The sequence below is a fragment of the Arthrobacter jiangjiafuii genome, from assembly GCF_018622995.1.
In the GTDB taxonomy this organism is placed as follows: domain Bacteria; phylum Actinomycetota; class Actinomycetes; order Actinomycetales; family Micrococcaceae; genus Arthrobacter_B; species Arthrobacter_B jiangjiafuii.
Map to the genome: position 1 here is coordinate 2731320 of NZ_CP076022.1, position 20342 is coordinate 2751661.

Here is a 20342-nt window from a genome sequence, read left to right on the forward strand (position 1 = left end):
TAACAGTCTGCCCTTCCGGGCAGGCTTAGACGAAATACTCCACTTCTACTTCTTGTAGAAAGTGGTAAATGTCACAGCTTCCTACAGCTGCTCCACCAGGCCCCGGATCCGGGCGCGGGTATCGGTGGTGACGGCGGCCAGTCCGGTGCCGGCCAGCCAGGCGCCGACGACTTCCAGGCCCGGAACCTGCTCCACCGCGGCGCGGACCGAGGCCACCCGGTCCCGGTGCCCGACGGCGGCCGAGGGTAGTGCGCCCACCCAGCGCACCACGTCCCAGCCGACGACGTCGTCCACGCCCAGGGGAACCTGCAGCAGCACGGAGGCGTCGGCCAGCGCCTGGGCAAAGAGGTCGTCGTCCTCCCGGTCCACCGGGCCGGGCCGGGTATCGCCGGCCGCCGCGGCAGCCGAGAGTGCCCGCCCGTACGACAGGCGCAGCACGTGCGTTCCGGGGCCGGTGGAGTCCGCCAGCCACTGCCATTTGGCGGTGGCGTGGGTCAGGGCTTTGGCGTCGACGGCGTCGACCTCCGCTGCCACGAGTACTCCGGTGCCACGGGGATGGGCATCCAGGTCCGGCTGGTCCACTACCAGGGTCACCAGGGCGACGCCGGGGCCGGGGCCCGGGCGGGCTGCCGCCAGTTCCGGGACAGTGGCGGCCAGCAGGTCCACGGCGGCGGGGCCGTCGGTGGCCATGACGAGCGCATCAGCGCTGAAGGTCCGCCCGGAGGCGCTCACGGTCCAACCGTCGCCAGCGCGGTCAACGGCGTCGACGGCGGTGCCGGTTTCGAGCTTCACGCCGCGGGCCAGCAGATCCTCTTCAAGGGCACGGCTCAGCATCCCCATGCCGCCGGCCAGGCCGGCAACAGCTGACCCTGCGGGCGCGGCGGCGCGCAGGGAGCCCACCGCGGCGGCCAGTGAGCCGTGCTTGGCCAGGGCGGCACGCAGTCCCGGCGCCACGGAATCGACATCGAGGACATCCGGATCGGAGGAGTAGACGCCGCCGACCACCGGGCTCACCAGCCGGCGCAGCACCGCCTCACCCATCCGGGCGCGGACCACCTCGCCCAGGCTGACGCTTTCCCGGCGGGCCAGGCCGCCCACCGGCAACACCTTGTCCAGGGCGGCACGGGCGGCCCCGGCACGGCCGATTGCCTTGACGATTTCGGGCCCGCGCAGATCCGCGGGGATCCCGAGCATCCCGCTCTGCGGCATCGGCTGGGCCGCAGCGGCAACGTCCTCGCCCGGAAGCTGCAGCCAGGCGCCGCCGGGGATGGGACTGACGACGGCGTCGGCCAGGCCCAGCTCGGCGACCAGGTCGGCAACGGCCGGCGATCTGGTCGCGAAGGACTCAGCCCCGCTGTCCAGTGCCAGGCCGGCCACGCGGTGCGTTCCCACGCAGCCGCCGAGCTCCGGGCCGGCTTCCAGCAATGTCACGGACAGCCCGCTGCGAGCCAGGTCGCGGGCTGCGATCAGGCCGGAGATCCCGCCACCGATGACCACCGCAGTGCGGACAGGGACGGCGGTTTCCGTGGGGTCCGCGCTTGGGGCGGGCTTGCGTCCGGCGGCGAAATGGGGAAGGACCGGGCGATGCGGCATGGTTACGGCTCCACCGAGTGGATGAGCTTGACCACCCGCGTGAGGACGTCCGGGTCGGTGTCCGGGGGGACGCCGTGGCCCAGGTTCACCACGTGGCCGGGGGCCCCTGCGCCGGCGGCGAGGACGTCGCGGACATGGGCTTCGAGCACCGGCCAGGGCGCATTCAGCAGGGCCGGGTCGATGTTGCCCTGCAGCGGGGTGCTGCCGCCGAGCCGACGGTTGGCCTCATCCAGGGGCAGCCGGTAGTCGACGCCTACAACGTCCACGCCGACGTCGCGCATGGCGACCAGCAGTTCGGAGGTGCCGGTGCCAAAGTGCACCAGCGGAGCCTGCAGATCCCGGACATGGCCCAGGGCGCGTGCGGAGGCAGGGGCAACGTGGCGGATGTAGTCATCCAGTCCCAGCGATCCGGCCCAGGAATCGAACAGCTGGCCGGCGCTGGCGCCCGCTTCGAGCTGTGCGCGCAGGAACATGCCCGAGGCATCGGCAGCCCAGGAGGTCAGTGCCTGCCAGGCATCAGGATCTGCATGCATCATGGTGCGCGGGCCAAGGTGGTCGCGGGAGGGCTTGCCCTCCACCATGTAGGCGGCAAGGGTGAAGGGTGCTCCGGCGAAGCCGATCAGGGGCGTCTTTCCCAGTTCCGCCACGGTGAGGCGGACGGCTTCGCGGATCGGTTCCAGGGCCGCGTCGGTCAGCACCGGCAGCGCGGCGACGTCGGCGGCAGTCCGCACCGGCGTCCCGAGGACGGGGCCGACGCCGGGAACGATGTCCACGTCGACGCCGGCCAGCTTCAGCGGGATCACAATGTCCGAGAAGAAGATCCCCGCGTCGACGTCGTGCCGGCGGACCGGCTGCAGGGTGATCTCGGAGGCCATGGCCGGGTCCAGGCAGGAATCCAGCATCGCGGTCCCCTCGCGGAGCTTGCGGTATTCGGGCAGCGACCTTCCGGCCTGGCGCATAAACCAGACCGGCCGGCGGGACGGGGTTCCACCCCGGTAGGCGGTGATCAGGGGGGAATCGGCCGTGCGGCCATCCATGAGCGGATGAGAGGCGCTAAGAGTCATACCCTGATTCTCTCCAAAATCGGCGCCAATGGATAACCGAACGTGCCCAGAGCGTGGCCAGGCGCTCCACTAGTGAGGTGAAACACGCCCAAATGTGATGTGAGTTAGGGCTCCCTATTGGGGTGAACACAGCCGCGGTGGCTACTATTGAGGCACTGTGGTTCTACTTTCCCTTATTGCGACCCATTCCGATGTTGATCTGGAAACTGTTGCCCGCCTCAGCGCCGGCGCTTCCCAGGTCTCCTCCTCCCTGCTTGAAACCGGATCGGCGGTGTCCGGATCAGTGGTCCTGGCAACGTGCAACCGGTTCGAGGTCTACTGCGAGGCGAAGTCGGAGGCGGACATTGAAGCCGCCCGCTCCGCCGTCGTCGCGGAGATAGCACGGCACTCCGGCCTGGCCAAGGATCTGGTGTCCCGATCCTTCACCACCAATACCGGCGAATCCGTGGCCAAGCATCTGTTTGCCGTGGGCGCGGGGCTGGACTCCGCCGTCGTGGGCGAACGCGAAATTGCCGGCCAGGTCCGGCGGGCGCTGATCGAAGCCCAGGAAAAAGGCACCGCCAGCGGCGGCCTGACCCGGCTTTTCCAGACTGCCTCCCGTACAGCCAAGGACGTTGGCGCCCTGACCGCGCTGGGCAAGCGGGGGCTGTCCATTGTCTCTGTGGCCCTTGAGCTGGCCACCGACCTTTCCGTGGACACCGACTGGCGGAACAAGGAAGTTGTCGTCTTCGGAACCGGCGCCTACGCCGGCGCCACCATGGCCCTGCTGAAGGAACGCGGCTGTGCCAACATCAGTGTCTATTCCTCCTCTGACCGCGCCGAATCCTTCACTGCGTCGCGCGGAGGCACTCCCCTGACCCGCGATTCCCTGCCCGCCGTACTGGCCGCAGCCGACGTCGTCATCGGCTGCAGCGGCAGCGACAGCCAGGTCAGCGCCGCTGACATCCGCCGGGTGCGGGCACAGTCCACCCAGCCGCTGATCATCATCGACCTGGCCCTGACCCATGACTTTGAACCCGCAGTGCGGGAAGTGGACGGCGTAGACCTGATCACCCTGGAATCGGTCCGCCTCGCAGCACCCGCCGAGCAGGCCGAGTCCCTGAAGCAGGCCAGCGGGATCGTCGCCGACGCCGCCAAGGCCTTCTCCGAACAGCAGCTCAGCCGGCAGATGGACTCCGCGATCGTGGCCCTGCGCCGCCACACCCTGAATGTCCTGGATTCGGAACTGGAAAAGGTCCGCGCCCAGCACGGCTGCACCGGCGCTGCAGACGAAGTCGAGTTCGCCATGCGCCGCATGGTCAAGCAGCTGCTGCACGTGCCCACCGTCCGGGCCCGTGAACTGGCCGCCAGCGGCCAGCAGGACGACTACATCAAGGGCCTCGAAGCGCTTTTCGGCATCACACCGGACCGGCCGGTCCAGCGCCACCGCCCCGCCGCCCCGGAGCACGGCCACCCCGGACACGGCGACCTTGCTTCAGACGAAGCAGAGTCCGCCTAGCCAGACCCGGCCCAGTACACTTCCGGCTCAGTATCGGGGTTCCCCGGTACAGGTTCCGTTCAGTACGTTCCGTTCAGTACAAGGGTTTCGCCGGTTCGATTTCCCGCACCCACTCCACCACGCCGCCGGCCACGTTGAACACGTCGGTATAGCCCTGGCCGCGAAGGAATCCCGCGACTTCCGCTGACCGGACACCGGACTTGCAATGGATATAGAGCGTTCGTCCGCGCACCGGCACCGCCTCCCCCGACAGGATGCTTCCCCGCGGCATCAGCACCGACCCATCGATCCGGACCACGGCGTGTTCCCCGGGCTCGCGGACATCCAGCAGATCAAACTCGCCGGCGCCGGCGGCGCGGTCGGCCAGCAGCCGGGCCAAGTCATGGACACCAATCTCGGGGACGCCGGCGTCGGCACCCTGCGCGCCGGCTGCGGGCAGTCCGCAGAACGCCTCATAGTCAGCCAACCCGGTGACCGGCTGCGCTGTGGGGTCCTTCCGCAGCCGGATCTCCCGCCAGGCCATGTCCAGGGCGTTCAACACCAGGACCCTGCCCAGCAGCGTCCTCCCGGTTCCGGTGATCAGCTTGATGGCCTCATTGACCATGACCGCACCAATCTGTGCGCACAACACGCCCAGCACACCGCCCTCGGCACAGGAGGGAACCGAGCCGGGCGGCGGGGCCTGCGGATACAGGTCGCGGTAGGTCGGGCCGTGCCGTCCCCAGAACACGCTTACCTGGCCGTCAAACCGCAGGATGGACCCCCAGACATAGGGCAGGCCCAGGATTTCCGCGGCGTCATTAACGAGGTAACGGGTGGCGAAGTTGTCGGTGCCGTCCAGCACCAGGTCGTAGCCGGCGAAAATCTCCAGGGCATTGGAGGCGTCCAGGCGCACGGGATGCAGCTGCACCGACACATGCGGGTTCAGTTCCAGGACACTGCGCCGGGCCGACTCGGCCTTGGAACCGCCAATGTCCGAGACACCGTGGATCACCTGGCGCTGCAGGTTGGACCCCTCGACCGTGTCGTCGTCGAGGATCCCCAGGGTGCCCACCCCCGCCGCGGCAAGATAGAGCAGCGCCGGCGACCCCAGGCCGCCGGCTCCGATGACCAGGACGCGGGCATTCTTCAGCCGGAGTTGGGCCGGGAGCCCGAACTCCTCCATGATCAGGTGCCGTGAATAGCGCAGGGTCTCCTCGCGGGTCAGTTCCGCGGCAGGGGCGACCAGTGGTGGCAGTGTCCTGTTGGCCTCAGTCATAGGTCCCAATCTAATGCCCCATTTCCGGCGCGGAAGCTGCCGCTTTTATTACCCGCGGGTAAACTGGGCAACATTGCCCGGGCGCCTTGTCCGGGAACGTTGAGAGGTCCATACCCGTGAGCAACCAGCAAACCGGCAAGTCAACCCGGCTACCCCGGGAAGAACGCCGCCGCCAACTGCTGAGCGCCGCGCAGGAGGTCTTTGTCAGCAACGGTTTCCACGGCGCGGCCATGGATGACATTGCCGAAGCAGCCCAAGTCAGCAAACCGGTCCTGTACCAGCATTTCCCCGGCAAGCGCGAGCTGTACCTGGCGCTGCTGGAGAACCACTTGGGGACGTTGACGGAGTTCCTCACCACCGCGTTGAACTCCACCACCGACAACAAGCTGCGGGTGCGGGAAACCATGCGCGCGTATTTCCGCTTCGTGGCCCAGGACAGCCAGGGGCACCGGCTGGTGTTTGAATCCGACCTCACGTCCGACGTCGAGATCAGTGCCCGGATCGAGGAGTTCAATGCCTTGTTCGCCAGCAATATTGCCGGGGTGATTGCCGAAGACACCAAACTCTCCCCTCTGGAGGCCACCCTGCTGGGCCGGGCCCTGGCCGGAATGGCTCAGGTGAGTGCCCGCTACTGGCTGGAGACCGACGGAGACCTGGACATCGATGCGGCGTCCGAACTTGTCTACCGTTTAGCTTGGCGCGGAATCAGTCGGTTCCCGAAAGAGATCTAGAGTAGATTTCGAACCGGATCCGTTCTTACATCCGGATACGTTCATTAATACAGGAGGCCTCACGGTGGAAGTAAAAATCGGTATTCAGAATGTTGGCCGCGAGATTGTCTTTGAGTCGAACCAGAACGCCGACGCCGTTGCCGATCTGGTGGCCGAAGCCATCAGCGGGTCGAAGGAACTGCGCCTGAAGGACGAGAAGGGCCGGTTGATCCTGGTTCCGGCCGGCGTCATCGGCTACGTGGAAATCGGAGCCGAAGAGGTCCGCCGCGTCGGTTTCGGCGCGCTCTAGGCCCTCACCGGAAGGCAGGAAGATGATCACTCTGGTTGTGTCCGCGCTTGCCTCGCTGGCAGCCGGCTTCATCGTGTGGGGTATCGACAAGCGCCGCTCGCGCTACGGCATCTTCCTGCTCCCCGGCCTGGCCATGGCCGCCGGCCTGCTTCTGTGGCTGGTCCTGCAGCTGATCGGCACCGGTTCCGACCCTGATCTTTTCTGGCTGACGTGGGCGGCGCCGCCCCTCGCCGGTGCTGTCGCAGCCGTCGCTGCCGCCCTCATCGTGGGTCCCCGGAGACGGGATGAAGACGACGCCGCGCTGGAAGCGATCCTGCGTCTCTAGCCTGGGCCTGGGCCCGCGCCTTCAAGCAGTCGCCCCAGTTCCGTGGCGAAGACCGTCCCGGCTGCCTGGTGTCCCGCGGCGGTGAAGTGCCGCCCGTCAGGCTGCAGCAACGGTCTCAGCGAGTACCGGTCCCACCAGTCCCCCACGCTCAGAAACTCCACTCCTTCCTGTGCCGCCACGCCAGCCAGCACCTGGTCCACCTCAGCGCGGCGGATTCCGGCGGATGTTCTCTTGGTGGAGATGACCCCCACCATCACCAGCCTCGAGTGCGGATAGGTGCGGCGCATCTCCCGGACCAGCCCGGCTGCGGCCTTGGCGATCTCGGAATCTGCTGCGCGTCCGGCGTCGTTGCCGCCCCCTTGCAGGATCACCAGCTTCGGGTTTCCGTACGGCAGCAGCCACTGCTCCTTGACAAGGGCCGTGTAATAGCTGCCCACTGTGCCGTTTCCCACGGTGTAGCCCGTGCCTCCCGCACCCCGCAGGACCGTCCGGAAGCCCAGTTCTTTGAGTCCGCGGTCCACCCACGTATCCGGCCCCGTCTGTGAATCGCCGATGACGACAGCTGAGCGGGCGATCGCCGCGTCATACGTCATCATCCTTTCCAGGCCCGGCACCCGGATCAGGGAACCGTGCCCATGTACTGATACCGCTGCACACACCCGGGAGGACCGCTCGATTCCGCCGAGCGCCTGGCGGCAGCCAGTGCCGGCCGGAGTTCGGTCCGGGGCCTGGGACGACGGCGGCTGGTCCCACGAGGCCGGCTCGGCCCCGGTGCCAACGCCGGCGCCGGACACCAGCAGGATCCCGGCGCACAGTGTCAGGGCAACGCGCCGCAGCGCTGAAGAACCTGCCTTCAGCTGCTTGACGAAAACCATAGAGGCACCCCCCACGAGGTTCCGCCCCTGGCGGACACCGTTTCTTCGCAGCGGACTACGTTCCGGCTGCGGCCGGCGATCAGCCCGGCGAGCACAGCGTACAACCGGTGTGCGCCCTGCCGGTTCGGCTGCGGGCGTGTCGCGGCCGCGGCTTAGGCGGTAAGTCCCAACCGGTTCATCCGCCGGGAGTGGCTGCGGGTCAGGGCGGCGAAGAGCATCTTGACTTCGTCTTCGTAGATCCCCTGGACCGTGCCTTGAAGCAGCCCGCCCAGGACGGCGCGTTCCAGGAGTACCCGCTGGGCCTGGGTCAGTGCTTCGCCGACCAGCCGGCGGCCCCACAGGGCCAGCCGCGACGCGAGCCGCGGGTCATCGGCCAGGGCCTGCTGCAGCCGCGCCTCGAGCACCCCGCCGGTGGGCTCGGCTTCCTGCAGGCCCAGGACCAGTGACGCTGTTTCGGGGTCGAGCCGGGCCGCGACAGCCTGGTAAAAGTCATCCGAAATGGCATCGGTGACGTAGAACTTCATCAGCGACTCGAACCAGTCAGCGGGCTTGGTCCGGTCGTGGAAGGCATCCACCGAGGGCTGGAATGGACGCATGGCTTCCTCCGGGTCCAGGCCCAGCTCCTGCAGATGGGCGCTCACGCGTTCAAAGTGCTCGTACTCGCGCACCGCCAGAGCGCCCAGCACCGTGCGGTCATGCAGCGTCGGTGAAAAACGGGCATCGGAGGACATCCGTTCAAACGCCGAAAGCTCTCCATAGGCCATGACGCCAAAGAGGTCTGCAAGGAAGCGGCGGTAAATATCGGCCGGGGAATCGGCGCCGAGAGGGGAAAGGGGCTCGGTGGGTGTCCGCTCAGTCATGGACCCCAGCGTACCTTCGGCCCCGCGTCAGGGCCGCACCGGGCCGGGGTGGGGGGCACCTTGTCCCCAAGCGGCCCCGCGCGCCGCGCGCACCAATGCGATGGCACCGGCACCCACCGGGTAGACTTGGGTGGTAGTAAATGGATGCCCGGTCGTCTGATAGACCCAGACCCGCAATACCTACGCGATCTTGATATTTTCGGCCGCCGGCGAAGGCCCTATGCCCCGCGGCCGGCCTGCAGTTGTTAGCCCGCGATCGGCTTCCGCTGGACGCATCATGCGCGCGCCATCCGCTCCGGTATGGGCTGTTACAGCCACTCGTCGAGCCTGGTGCCGCGATGCCTAACTGAACGGTATTTAATTGAACACTGAACTTTCCCAGGTGGACGACTCCCGTCACCTCACCGCCGATGACAGCAACGAAGCTTTGCACGTGGCCGAGACCCTGGCCACCACGCAGGCAGCAGCCGAAATTCCCGAACTGACCTTCGCCGATTTCGGTGTCCGCTCCGACATCGTCGAGTCGCTGGCGGAGGCCGGGATCACGCATCCGTTCCCCATCCAGTCCATGACGCTGCCCGTAGCGCTCGGCGGCCATGACATCATCGGCCAGGCCAAGACCGGTACCGGCAAGACGCTGGGCTTCGGCATTCCCGCGATCCAGCGTGTGATCGCGCCCGACGACGAGGCGTACGCCACCCTCGCCGTACCCGGCGCCCCGCAGGCCCTGATCGTGGTCCCCACCCGTGAGCTTGCCGTGCAGGTCGCCGGCGATCTGTCCACGGCTGCAAAGCGCCGCGGCGCCCGCATTGTCACCATCTACGGCGGCCGTGCCTACGAGCCCCAGCTCGAAGCCCTCACCGCGGGCGTGGAGATCGTGGTCGGCACCCCCGGCCGCCTGATCGACCTTTACAACAAGAAGCACCTGTCGCTGAAGAACGTGCGCATTGTCGTGCTCGACGAGGCCGACGAGATGCTGGATCTGGGCTTCCTGCCCGACGTCGAAACCCTGATGGCCGCCACCCCGGCCGTCCGCCAGACGCTGCTCTTCTCGGCCACCATGCCCGGCGCCGTCGTCGCCATGGCCCGGCGCTACATGACCAAGCCCACCCACATCCGCGCCGCCGATCCGGATGACGAGGGGATGACCAAGAAGGACATCCGCCAGGTTGTCTACCGCGCCCACAACCTCGACAAGAGTGAAGTGGTTTCGCGCATCCTGCAGTCCAAGGGCCGCGGCCGCACCATCATCTTCACCAAGACCAAGCGCACCGCCGCCAAGCTCTCCGAAGAGCTGGCCGACCGCGGCTTTGCCGTTGCCGCCATGCACGGCGACCTGGGCCAGGGTGCACGCGAGCAGGCCATGCGCGCCTTCCGCAACGAGAAGGTCGACGTGCTCGTGGCCACCGACGTCGCCGCGCGCGGCATCGACGTCGACGACGTCACGCACGTGATCAACTACCAGTGCCCCGAAGACGAAAAGACCTACCTGCACCGGGTGGGCCGCACCGGCCGTGCCGGCAACAAGGGCACGGCAGTGACGTTCGTTGACTGGGACGACGTTCCCCGCTGGGGCCTGATCAACAAGGCACTGGGCCTGGACCAGGCCGAGCCCGTGGAAACGTACTCCTCCTCGCCGCACCTGTACACGGACCTGGATATCCCCGAAGGCACCAAGGGCCGCCTGCCGCGCAACAAGCGCACCCTGGCCGGCATCAATGCCGAGGAAATCGAAGACCTGGGCGAAACCGGCAAGAAGAACACTGCGGCGTCGTCCTCCCGGGAAGGCTCCCGCGACGGCGCCCGCAGCGGCGACCGTTCGCGTTCCGGCGGCACCCGGGGCGACCGTCCCCGCGGCGGCGACCGGGGCCGCTCGGACAAGCGCGAAGGAACCCGCCGTTCCGCGGAGGCCCCTGCTGCCCCCGCGAAGGCTGAGAAGACGCCGGTGGCAGCTGAACCCGCTGCCGACCGTCCCCGCCGCAGCCGCACCCGTACCCGCCGCCGCAACGGCGAAGTGGTCGACAACAGCGCAGCCGAATAGCCGGGCAGTCACCACAGCCCATGAGCACACCCCTTTGGTCGCCGGACGGCAGGTCGCTGGTGGTACACGCGGACAACGCAGTGTTCCTGCCTACCCTGCCGGACGGCGCCTTCACCATGATCTATGTGGATCCGCCGTTTAACACCGGCCGGTCCCAGCGCCGCCAGCAGACCACCATGGTCCGCAGCGCCGACGGCAGCGGCGACCGCGTCGGTTTCAAGGGCCGCAGCTACAGCACGGTCAAGGGCCTGCTCTCCAGCTACGACGACGCCTTTGACGATTACTGGGCGTTCCTGGAGCCGCGCCTGGCCGAAGCCTGGCGGCTGCTGGCCGATGACGGCACCCTGTACGTGCACCTGGACTACCGCGAAGTGCACTACGCCAAGGTGATGCTGGATGCCCTGTTCGGCCGGGACTGCTTCCTCAACGAAATCATCTGGGCCTATGACTACGGCGGACGGGCGAAAAACCGCTGGCCGGCCAAGCACGACAACATCCTGGTCTATGTGAAGAACCCCGCCGCGTACCACTTCGACAACGCCGAAGTGGACCGTGAACCGTACATGGCCCCGGGGCTGGTGACACCGGAAAAGGTCGCTCTGGGGAAGCTGCCCACCGACGTCTGGTGGCACACCATTGTCTCGCCCACGGGCAAGGAAAAAACCGGCTACCCCACGCAGAAACCCGAGGGCCTGCTCCGGCGGACCGTGGCTGCCAGCAGCCGTGAGGGTGACTGGGTCCTGGACTTCTTCGCCGGTTCCGGCACCCTGGGCGCCGTGGCAGCGAAACTGAACCGGAAGTTTGTCTGCGTGGATGCCAATCCACAGGCAATCGACGTGATGTCCAAGCGGCTGGGGCATGCCGCCGACATCGTTTCCGCGCCGGGCGCTGCAGCTCCCCTGCCGGCCGACGCCGTCGGCTAGCAGGGAAAGTCAGGCGAAGAGGATCGGCGTTCCGGTGGCCAGTTCGCCCATTTTCTCCAGGACGGCGGGGTCAGTGGTGAATTCCCCCAGCAGGTTCGGCTTGCCCGTGCCGTGATAGTCGCTGGAGCCGGTGACGAGCAGCGAGTTATCCGCAGCCAGCTGCCGCAGCCAGACCCTGCCCTCGGCAGGGTTGTCCCGGTGGTCGGCCTCCACCCCGAGCAGGCCGGCGTCGATCATGTCCCGGAAGGTCTTCTCCCCCACCACCCGCCCCCGCGAGGAAGCCACCGGATGGGCAAACACCGGAACTCCCCCGGCGCGCCGGATGAGGTCGACGGCGCGGGCCGGGTCCGGTGCGTAGTGCGCCACGAAGTAGCGTGAACGGGCGGTGAGGATGCCCGAGAAGGCAGCGGAGCGGTTGGGCACCACACCCGCTGCGACCAGGGCATCGGCAATGTGCGGCCGGCCGATCGTTGCCCCGGGCGCCACGTGTTCCTGCACCAGCTCCCAGTTAATCGGATAGTCCTCCGCGAGCCGCTGGACCATCAGCTCGGCGCGCGAGACCCGGGCGGTCCGGGATTTGGCAATTTCAGCCAGCAGCTCCGGATGGGTCGGATCGTGCAGATAGGACAGCACGTGGACGCTGATCCCCTCTTCGCTGCGGCAGGACACCTCCATGCCCCGCACCAGGCCCAGGCCCAGTTCCTGCGCCGCCTCGGCCGCCTCGTCCCAGCCGGCGGTCGAATCGTGGTCCGTCAGTGCCACCACGTCGAGTCCCGCCTGGCGGGCGGACCGCATCACCTCCGCCGGCGGCTGGGTTCCGTCGGAGACTGTTGAGTGCGTGTGCAGGTCGATTCTCACCTGCTCAATCTACTTGGTCCGGCACGGGGGACCGGAACCGGCACGGGTACAGGCGCCCCGGGATGTTTGGCTGCCCAGCCCGGGCGGTGAGACCATGGAGGGGTGACTACTGATGCGAATCCACTGACCACCGCCAACACGTCGGGACTCGAGGAGCCCTCGGAAGGGCAGCCCTTGGATGACCGCGTGAACAACCGCTCGCAGAAGCCCTCCAACGCAGCCTACAAGGCGTTCATGGCCACCGGCTGGGCCGACGACGAAACAGCCCTTCCGGCCACCGCCGAAGTGGCCCCCCATGCCGCCCGGCGCCGTCGTGCGCTGTCGGAGCGTTTCCCGGGTGAACGCCTGGTGGTTCCCGCCGGACCGCTGAAGGTCCGTTCCAATGACACCGACTACCGCTTCCGGCCGCACTCCGGCTTTGCGCACCTGACCGGGCTGGGCCTGGACCAGGAACCCGACGCCATCCTCATCATGGAACCGGTTGAGCCGGGAACTGGCGACGACGGCGGCAACCACACCGCGGTCCTGTACTTCCGCCCCCTCGCCGGCACGGACAGCGAAGAGTTCTACTCCAACGCCCGCTACGGTGCCTTCTGGATCGGGTCCCGGCTGGGCCTGGAGCAGGTCAGCGCCCTGCTGGACCTCCCGACCCGCCACCTGGACGAAGCCGAAACCGCCATCACGTCCAACGTCGGAGACCCGCAGTTCGGCGGCGTCTCCGTTCGCCTGCTGCGCAAGGTTGATGAGATGGTCGACGCGCTGGTGGACACTGTCCGCTACAACACCGCCATGGACCCGGAGAACGTTGACCTGGGTGCACTTGATGCCCTGGACGGGGAACTGACGGAGGCGCTGTCCGAGCTGCGCCTGATCAAGGACGCCTGGGAAATCAAGCAGATGGAAGCCGCAGTGGCTGCCACGGTCAACGGCTTCACCGACGTGGTCAAGGCCCTGCCGCGGGCCATTGCCCACCCGCGCGGGGAGCGCGTGGTGGAGGGTGCTTTCTTCGCCCGGGCCCGTGAAGAAGGCAACGACCTCGGCTACGACACCATCGCCGCGGCCGGCAACAACGCCACCGTGCTCCACTGGATCCGCAACAACGGCACCGTCAACGCCGGTGAGCTGCTGCTGCTGGACGGCGGAGTTGAGGCCGACAGCCTGTACACCGCCGATGTCACCCGCACCATCCCGGTCAACGGCACGTACTCCCCCGTGCAGCGCAAGATCTACCAGGCCGTGCTGGATGCCGCAGATGCCGGCTTCGCCGCCGCAGTCCCGGGCGCAAAGTTCCGCGATGTCCATGCCGCCGCCGTCCGGGTCCTGGCCGAGCGCCTCGACTCCTGGGGCCTGCTTCCGGTACCGCTGGACGAGGCACTTTCCGACGAAGGCCAGCAGCACCGCCGCTGGATGCCGCACGGCACCAGCCACCACCTTGGCCTGGATGTTCACGACTGTGCCCAGGCGCGGAAGGAACTCTACTTGGACGGCATCATCGAAGAAGGCATGGTCTTCACGATCGAGCCCGGCCTCTACTTCAAGAACGAAGACCTGACGGTTCCCGAGGAATACCGGGGCATCGGCGTCCGGATCGAGGATGACATCCTGATCACCGCCGAGGGGCCGGTCAACCTCAGTGCGGCCCTGCCGCGCAACCCGGAGGACGTCGAAAACTGGATGGCAGGCATTTACGCCGCCGAGTAGGCAGCAGTTTGCTAGGCAAGCACCTTCATACACAAGAGGCTCCGCACCCCATCGGGGGTACGGAGCCTCTTGTTTGAGCCAATTGTGTGGCGGCGTGGCTACCGGCTGTCCCGGGCGCCGGCGTCCTTGGCCTGTGCATCGTTGCTCTGTGCATCATTGCTCTGTGCATCATTGCTCTGTGCGTCCGGGTCCACATCGGTGCCGGGACCGCCCTCGCCGGGACCGCCCCCGCCGATTTCGGCGGTGCCGGCGGCCGGCTGTTCCTGCGGGGACGGAAGCCGCACCCCATACTGCGGGCGGCCGTCCGGCAGATCGGCGAACTGCCCGCGGGGTACGCTTCCCTGTCCGGCAGTGGAGGCTCCCGGCGCCTGCGCGCCCTCGGCAGGCGCGGACGCGTCAGCACCCGGCTGGTTGCCTGTGGCTGCACCATACGGGTTGGCCCAGGTTGCGGGACGCTCGGGAGCAGTGCCGGGTCCGCCCGGCTGGCCCTGATACGGCGGCTGGCCCTGGTACGGCGGCTGGCCCTGATACGGCTGGGGATGGCCGTGCTGGCCGACCATCGGGAGCTGCCGGAGCAGGTGCCGGGCGTCGTTTGCGGCGTTGGCTGCAACAATCACGTCGTAGCTGGTGGCCACCACCTGGCTGGTGGAGGTGAAATCGCGCCGTCCGCGCTGCAGCGCGTAGGCCAGGATTCCGAACAGCAGCCAGAACACCGCGCCCAGGGCCATCGACGGAATCAGGGAGATGTAGGACTCGCCGCCGGCGAACAGCATCAGCGCCAGCCCAACGAACAATCCAAACCAGGCGCCGGTTGCCGCTGAGGACAACGCCACCCTCGGATAGGACAGCCTGCCGGTAACCCGTTCAACCGACTTCAGCTCGTTGCCGATGATGGAGACCATCTGGACCGGGAATTTGCTGTCCGCCAGATAATCAACGGCCTTCTGGGCGTCCAGGTAGGCGGTGTACCGGCCCACCGTTTCACCTTGGGGCAGGCTGCGGCCTTCATCGCGTGGCGGCTTTGAACCGAAGAGGTTTGACATTCCTCCATTCTGTCCCACATCCGGCTCCGTCGGTGCCCTTATCGCTTCCGGTGAACTAAGGAACACCCCGGGTACCTGCACCGTTGCGGCAGGTGTGAGGGTCGGCCGCCGGGGCTGCGGACCCTCACCCGGATACGCCGGATATACCAGCCACCACGTAGCCTAAGAATGTGAGCAAAAATCCTACCCGTGTCTTTATTGCGCGCCTGCTCGGCCTCGACGTCTTCGACCCGCTCGGTGACCGGCTGGGCCGGCTGCGCGACGCCGTCGTGCTCGACCGCGGGCCGGGGCGTCCTCCGCAGGCCGTCGGCATCGTGGTGGAGGTCCCCGGGAAGAAACGCGTGTTCGTGCCGATTACCCGCATCACCTCGATGGACCCCAGCCAGATCATCTGCACGGGGCTGGTGAACCTGCGCCGCTTCGAACAACGCGGTGCGGAAATGCTCGTGGTGGCCGAGCTCTTCGACCGCAGGGTCCTCCTGCGGGACGGCAGCGGCGAAGCCACCATTGAGGACATCGCCATTGAGCAGAACAGGGCCGGCGACTGGCATGTCTCCAACCTGTTTGTCCGCCGGGGCGCCGCTGCGCCGCGGCTGCGGTCCCTGCGCCGCCGCGGAGAGCCCGTCATCATTGATTGGGCTGACATTTACCACTGGGATATCAGCGGACCGCAGGCAGCCACTCAGTTCGTTGCCCAGAACGATGACATGAAGGCCGCCGACTTTGCTGAGGCGCTGCACGAGATGAGCGGGAAGCGCCGCATCGAGGTGGCCAGTGAGCTGCAGGACGAACGCCTCGCGGATGTGCTGCAGGAGCTGCCCGACGACGACCAGGTGCAGATCCTGCAGTCCCTGGATGTGGAACGTGCCGCGGACGTCCTCGAGGAGATGGATCCCGACGACGCCGCCGACCTCCTGAACGAGCTGCCCGAGGAGCAAAAGGAAGAGCTCCTGCAGCTCATGGAACCCGAGGATGCCCGCGACGTGCGGCGCCTCATGGAATATGAGGAGGACACGGCCGGGTCGCTGATGACGCCGGTGCCGGTGATCCTCCCGCCCGAAGCGACGGTGGCTGAGGCCCTTGCCCACGTCCGCAGGGAGGAGCTCACCCCCGCCCTGGCGTCCTCCATCTATGTCTGCCGGCCGCCGCTGGAGACGCCCACCGGACGCTACCTCGGCGTCGTGCACATCCAGCAGCTGCTGCGGTCGGCACCTCCCGAAGCACTGGGGAATATCCTTGATACAGACTTGGAGCCGGTGCGGGACCACGCGAGCATCAGCGAGGTCTCCCGGATGCTCGCCACCTACAACCTCAATTCGCTCCCCGTCGTGAACGACGGCGGCCGGCTCGTGGGGGCGGTGACAGTGGACGATGTCCTGGACCACCTGCTCCCCGATGACTGGCGCGCCTCCGACGACACCGCCACTGATGCTAAGCAGGGAAGGACCCATGGCTGAAAAAGTAAAGTCCCAGACCAGCGGCCTGGATACGCCCCGTACCGCCCGCACCCGCTGGCTGCCGCGGCTCTCGCCGAACCCTGACGCCTTCGGCCACGCCACCGAGAACTTTGCCCGTTTCATGGGCACGCCGACGTTCCTCGTCTACATGACGATTTTTTGCGTGGTCTGGCTGGTCTGGAACACGTGGGGGCCGGAGCCGTTGCGCTTTGACAGCGTCGCCCTGGGCTTCACGCTGCTGACCCTGATGCTCTCGCTGCAGGCCTCCTACGCTGCACCGCTGCTGCTGCTGGCCCAGAACCGGCAGGATGACCGCGACCGGGTGTCAGTACGCCAGGACCGCGAACGCGCAGAGCGCAACCTCATGGACACGGAATACCTGACCCGGGAGATCGCCGAACTGCGCATCGCCCTGCGCGAAGTGGCAACCCGTGACTATGTGCGCTCCGAACTCCGCAGCCTGCTCGAGGAGCTGCTGGAAGCCAATGATCCGCCCGAGGACGGCCATGCACGGCGCGGAAACCGCCGGCGCGATTCAGCCGCCACGGAATCCATGCCGAAACTCAATCCCGGCGGGAGGGAAGGCTAGGGGCGTGGTTATGCAATCAACAGCAGACCGTGCCCTGGCAGCCCTGGATTCCGTTTTGGATCCGGAGCTGCGGCGCCCCATCACCGAGCTGGGGATGGTCGCCGGCGTGTCAGTGGACGACGACGGCGCCGCCTCAGTGGGCATCCTGCTCACCATCGCCGGGTGCCCGCTGCACCAGACCATCACCGCCGACGTCGAACGCGTCCTGGCCGGTGTCGAGGGCATCACCGACGTTCGGGTGGACCTGGGCGTCATGAGCGCCGACCAGCGCACCGCGCTGAAGGAAAAGCTGCGCGGTCCGGGCGGGGCCAAAGACATCCCGTTCAACCGTCCGGGCTCCCTGACCAGGGTTTACGCCGTGGCCAGCGGCAAGGGCGGGGTGGGCAAGTCCAGCGTCACGGTGAACCTCGCGGCGGCCATGGCTGCTGCCGGCCTGCGGGTCGGGATCGTGGATGCCGACGTACACGGGTTCTCCGTGCCGGGCCTGCTGGGCATCACCGCGCCGCCCACCCGTGTGGACGAGATGATCCTGCCTCCCGTGGCCTACGGGATCAAGACCATCTCCATCGGCATGTTCGTGGACGGCAATGCTCCGGTCGCCTGGCGCGGTCCGATGCTGCACCGGGCCCTGGAGCAGTTCCTGACGGATGTCTATTTCGGCGATCTGGACGTGCTCTTCCTGGATCTGCCCCCGGGCACCGGCGATATTGCCATCTCCGTGGCCCAGCTGCTGCCGCAGTCCGAAATCCTGGTGGTCACCACGCCGCAGGCGGCAGCTGCCGACGTGGCCGAACGTGCCGGTTCAGTGGCTTCCCAGACGGGCCAGAGCGTAGCCGGCGTCATCGAGAACATGTCCTGGCTGCAACTACCCACCGGTGAACGGATGGAGCTGTTCGGTTCCGGCGGCGGGGATATTGTCGCCAAGCGGCTCAGTGCGGCATTCGGCAAGGACATTCCCCTGCTCGGCAGCATCCCCCTGGACGTGGACCTGCGTACGGGCGGAGATGCCGGTGCGCCGGTGGTGCTTTCCCGTGCGGCGTCGGTGGAGGGGTCGGCCGGGGCGGAACTGCGGCGGATTGCCGGTGTCCTTGCCCGGCGTCCGCGCGGGCTCTCCGGCCTGAAATTGGACGTCAGTCCGCGGTAGCCTAGGTCGCTTCGGTGTCGAACGGCGCCGGCGCGCCGCTTTCCAGCCGCACCAGCGGCGTGACGGCGGGCGGCTGCGTTCGGGCCGGACCGGCATCTTGTGACGGGGTTCCCGGAGCAGGAGCAACGCCGGCTGCAGCGGAACTGCCGGCAGCCGGGGTGCGGGCGGCAGAAGGCTTGGCGCTGACAGGTTTGACGGCGTCTTCGAAATCGTCCAGCAGGGCTTCCTTGATGATCCGGCGCGGGTCATACTGGCGCGGATCAAGCTTCCGCCAGTCCACCTCGTCGATTTCCGGTCCCACCTCTTCGCGGAGCTGGTCCCGTGCACCGGAGGCCATCCGCCGCAGTTCGCGGATTAGGCGGGCCAGTTGGGAGGCATACTCCGGGAGGCGTTCGGGCCCGAGCACGGCCACGGCAAGGATCGCCAGGACGAGCAGCTCATAGCCATTGATTCCGATCACTTGTGAAGACTACCTTTTCCGCGTTGCAAGGAGCCACTTGGGCTGGGGGTCACCTGTTGTTTCCGTTGCCGGCCATAATTGCCAGTCCCCGCTGGATGCGGTCCCAGACGCCCTGGGCGCTTTCGGGCGGGTGCAGCACCAGCCGGGATGATTCGGTCAGCGAAATCTCGCGCACCGCATTGTCGAGGACCTCTCCGGGCGGCGCGGCGTCCACGGTGTAGGCCACTCCCTCGGCCGCCAGCACCGCCTGTTGCGGGCGCTGCGGATGCAGCCATACCTGGGGTCGGCCCGGCTCCTGTTCCTGCAGAACAAAACCCTCGTCCTTAACGGCACGTCCGGTCACGCCATCCACAACCGGGGCATTGGAGCTGGAACCGGCCGGCCGGGTCTCGTAGATGGTCACGGTGCTGCCCTGGCCTTGAAGGGTCATGACCACTGCCGGTTGGCCGTCAATCCGTGCTGCCTTTGCCGCAACCAGGGACATGCCGGTTGAGCGCAGTTCCGGACATGCCCAGCCGCGGGCCCGCAGGTCGGTGATCTGGTCGGCGGAGAGGGTGCCGCCGGCACCATCGGTTACCTCGGTCCAGCCTGCGGCCAGCCCCGGTGCGGCGTTGTTCAGGGATTCGCCGTTGTTCCAGCTGCCCAGCAGATAGGCGGTGGAAAGCACCAGCCCGACGGCTGCCGCAACTGCTCCCGCTGCGCTGATGAGCCGGTGGCGCCGCCGGTGTGCGGCTGGGTCCGGCTCTGCTGCATATCCGCCGGCGTCTCCCCCGGCAGCACGCCGCGCGGCAAGGTCGGTATGCTCGCGCAGTTCCGGTCGGGCAACGGGAACCTCCGCGGTTCGCAGCCTGCTGCGCAGCCGGCGTTCACGGGCGGCCTCGGCACGGCAGGCAGCGCAGCGCGCGAGGTGGGCTTGGACGGCCGCGGCCCGGGAGGGTGTGGCCTGGTCATCCAGGTATTCCTGAAGGAGGCGTTTGGGATGGCGCATCAGCTTAGTTGGCGCCTGCCACGCGGGGAAGGGAGAGCCGCGGTGCGGCAGGGCGGCGGGCCTGCGGGTCCCGGTGCGCCAGCTTCTCCTTGAGCATGGTCCGGCCGCGGTGGATCCGGGACCTGACCGTTCCAAGTTTGACTCCGAGGGCGCGTGCCACTTCGTCGTAGGACAGGCCTTCCAAGTCACAGAGGACGACGGCGGCGCGGAAATCCGGGGGAAGCTCCTCCAGGGCGCGGGCAATGTCCACGTCAAGGTTGTTGAACTCGAAACTGCGTTCCGGGCCGGGTCCGTTGCTCGGCAGCCGGCTCTCGGTCTCCTCGCTCATGCCGTCAAACCGGATCCGGCTCTTGCGGCGCGCCTGGTCGAGGAAGAGGTTGGTGGTGATGCGGTGCAGCCAGCCGTCGAGGGTGCCAGGCTGGAAGTTAGCCAGGGAACGGAAGACGCGGACGAACACTTCCTGGGTGAGGTCCTCGGCGTCGTGCCGGTTTCCCGTCAGCCGATAGGCCAGCCGGTATACTTTGGCAGAATGGGCAGTCACGACTTCCTCCCATGAGGGTCGCACCCAAACGGAGTCTTCCGGCGTGCCGGCTGCCGCAGAGGACGTCGTCGTCATTGTCTTCCTCCTTCCCTTCCGCGTCGCTG

The 20342-nt window shown here is 67.5% G+C and carries 20 protein-coding genes; 10 read left to right on the plus strand and 10 right to left on the minus strand.

The genetic code is table 11. The features are described from left to right. Positions 1–81: 81 nt before the first annotated feature. Positions 82–1593 carry a protoporphyrinogen oxidase gene (gene hemG / locus KKR91_RS12745; protein WP_210231183.1) on the minus strand — a complete coding sequence of 504 codons (1512 nt, stop codon included), beginning with the start codon at positions 1591–1593 and terminating at the stop codon, positions 82–84. A 2-nt stretch (positions 1594–1595) separates the two neighbouring features. Continuing rightward, a complete protein-coding gene (hemE, locus tag KKR91_RS12750; RefSeq protein WP_210231182.1) occupies positions 1596–2657 on the minus strand; it encodes a uroporphyrinogen decarboxylase in 1062 nt (353 codons plus the stop codon). 157 nt (positions 2658–2814) lie between these two features. Between hemE and KKR91_RS12755 the strand changes: the two genes are divergently transcribed. Beyond that, positions 2815–4155, plus strand: a complete 1341-nt coding sequence (locus KKR91_RS12755) for a glutamyl-tRNA reductase (RefSeq protein WP_210231181.1) — start codon at positions 2815–2817, stop codon at positions 4153–4155. A gap of 73 nt (positions 4156–4228) precedes the next feature. Here KKR91_RS12755 and moeB read toward each other — a convergent pair whose 3' ends face one another. Next, positions 4229–5413 (minus strand): molybdopterin-synthase adenylyltransferase MoeB, encoded by a 1185-nt coding sequence (gene moeB / locus KKR91_RS12760; RefSeq protein ID WP_210231180.1) that lies wholly within the window; start codon positions 5411–5413, stop codon positions 4229–4231. A gap of 116 nt (positions 5414–5529) precedes the next feature. Here moeB and KKR91_RS12765 point away from each other — a divergent pair, with 116 nt between their 5' ends. The 3 genes from KKR91_RS12765 to KKR91_RS12775 all read left to right on the plus strand — a co-directional run bounded on the left by KKR91_RS12765 (position 5530) and on the right by KKR91_RS12775 (position 6758). Then, positions 5530–6144 (plus strand): TetR/AcrR family transcriptional regulator, encoded by a 615-nt coding sequence (locus tag KKR91_RS12765; protein ID WP_237687374.1) that lies wholly within the window; start codon positions 5530–5532, stop codon positions 6142–6144. A gap of 64 nt (positions 6145–6208) precedes the next feature. Next, positions 6209–6433 carry a DUF3107 domain-containing protein gene (locus tag KKR91_RS12770; protein WP_210231179.1) on the plus strand — a complete coding sequence of 75 codons (225 nt, stop codon included), beginning with the start codon at positions 6209–6211 and terminating at the stop codon, positions 6431–6433. 22 nt (positions 6434–6455) lie between these two features. Beyond that, positions 6456–6758 carry a hypothetical protein gene (locus KKR91_RS12775; protein ID WP_210231178.1) on the plus strand — a complete coding sequence of 101 codons (303 nt, stop codon included), beginning with the start codon at positions 6456–6458 and terminating at the stop codon, positions 6756–6758. Here KKR91_RS12775 and KKR91_RS12780 read toward each other — a convergent pair. Next, positions 6755–7633: an SGNH/GDSL hydrolase family protein gene (locus tag KKR91_RS12780; RefSeq protein WP_210231177.1), complete on the minus strand. Its 879-nt coding sequence runs from the start codon at positions 7631–7633 to the stop codon at positions 6755–6757. The genes KKR91_RS12775 and KKR91_RS12780 overlap by 4 nt on opposite strands. A gap of 152 nt (positions 7634–7785) precedes the next feature. Next, positions 7786–8493, minus strand: a complete 708-nt coding sequence (locus KKR91_RS12785; protein ID WP_210231176.1) for a ferritin-like fold-containing protein — start codon at positions 8491–8493, stop codon at positions 7786–7788. Positions 8494–8926: 433 nt separating this feature from the next. Between KKR91_RS12785 and KKR91_RS12790 the strand changes: the two genes are divergently transcribed. Both KKR91_RS12790 and KKR91_RS12795 read left to right on the plus strand, forming a co-directional pair. Further along, positions 8927–10534 carry a DEAD/DEAH box helicase gene (locus KKR91_RS12790; protein WP_237687625.1) on the plus strand — a complete coding sequence of 536 codons (1608 nt, stop codon included), beginning with the start codon at positions 8927–8929 and terminating at the stop codon, positions 10532–10534. Positions 10535–10554: 20 nt separating this feature from the next. Continuing rightward, positions 10555–11457, plus strand: a complete 903-nt coding sequence (locus KKR91_RS12795) for a DNA-methyltransferase (RefSeq protein ID WP_210231175.1) — start codon at positions 10555–10557, stop codon at positions 11455–11457. 9 nt (positions 11458–11466) lie between these two features. Here KKR91_RS12795 and KKR91_RS12800 read toward each other — a convergent pair whose 3' ends face one another. Next, the gene (locus KKR91_RS12800) at positions 11467–12315 is read right to left on the minus strand and encodes a PHP domain-containing protein (RefSeq protein ID WP_210231174.1); all 849 of its coding nucleotides are present in this window, start codon (positions 12313–12315) and stop codon (positions 11467–11469) included. A gap of 102 nt (positions 12316–12417) precedes the next feature. On the opposite strand from KKR91_RS12800, the gene KKR91_RS12805 reads away from it, so the two are divergent. Continuing rightward, positions 12418–14016 carry an aminopeptidase P family protein gene (locus tag KKR91_RS12805; RefSeq protein ID WP_420481399.1) on the plus strand — a complete coding sequence of 533 codons (1599 nt, stop codon included), beginning with the start codon at positions 12418–12420 and terminating at the stop codon, positions 14014–14016. A 98-nt stretch (positions 14017–14114) separates the two neighbouring features. On the opposite strand, the gene KKR91_RS12810 is transcribed toward KKR91_RS12805, so the two are convergent. After that, the gene (locus KKR91_RS12810) at positions 14115–15059 is read right to left on the minus strand and encodes a YflT domain-containing protein (RefSeq protein ID WP_210231173.1); all 945 of its coding nucleotides are present in this window, start codon (positions 15057–15059) and stop codon (positions 14115–14117) included. Between the two features lie 170 nt (positions 15060–15229). Here KKR91_RS12810 and KKR91_RS12815 point away from each other — a divergent pair, with 170 nt between their 5' ends. The 3 genes from KKR91_RS12815 to KKR91_RS12825 are packed head-to-tail and all read left to right on the plus strand — an operon-like array spanning position 15230 to position 18249. Next, on the plus strand, positions 15230–16516 hold the full coding sequence (locus KKR91_RS12815; protein WP_210231172.1) for a magnesium transporter: 1287 nt from the start codon (positions 15230–15232) through the stop codon (positions 16514–16516). Beyond that, positions 16509–17105: a DUF1003 domain-containing protein gene (locus KKR91_RS12820; RefSeq protein ID WP_210231171.1), complete on the plus strand. Its 597-nt coding sequence runs from the start codon at positions 16509–16511 to the stop codon at positions 17103–17105. Before KKR91_RS12815 ends, KKR91_RS12820 begins: the two co-directional genes overlap by 8 nt. Before the next feature lie 10 nt (positions 17106–17115). Continuing rightward, a complete protein-coding gene (locus KKR91_RS12825) occupies positions 17116–18249 on the plus strand; it encodes an Mrp/NBP35 family ATP-binding protein (RefSeq protein ID WP_210231170.1) in 1134 nt (377 codons plus the stop codon). A gap of 1 nt (position 18250) precedes the next feature. Here KKR91_RS12825 and KKR91_RS12830 read toward each other — a convergent pair whose 3' ends face one another. Genes KKR91_RS12830 through sigE form a run of 3 tightly spaced genes read right to left on the minus strand, consistent with a single transcriptional unit; the run spans position 18251 to position 20313 of the window. Continuing rightward, the gene (locus KKR91_RS12830) at positions 18251–18709 is read right to left on the minus strand and encodes a twin-arginine translocase TatA/TatE family subunit (protein WP_210231169.1); all 459 of its coding nucleotides are present in this window, start codon (positions 18707–18709) and stop codon (positions 18251–18253) included. Positions 18710–18758: 49 nt separating this feature from the next. Then, the gene (locus tag KKR91_RS12835) at positions 18759–19697 is read right to left on the minus strand and encodes a zf-HC2 domain-containing protein (RefSeq protein WP_210231168.1); all 939 of its coding nucleotides are present in this window, start codon (positions 19695–19697) and stop codon (positions 18759–18761) included. A gap of 4 nt (positions 19698–19701) precedes the next feature. Beyond that, a complete protein-coding gene (gene sigE, locus KKR91_RS12840; protein WP_210231167.1) occupies positions 19702–20313 on the minus strand; it encodes an RNA polymerase sigma factor SigE in 612 nt (203 codons plus the stop codon). Positions 20314–20342 lie beyond the last annotated feature (29 nt).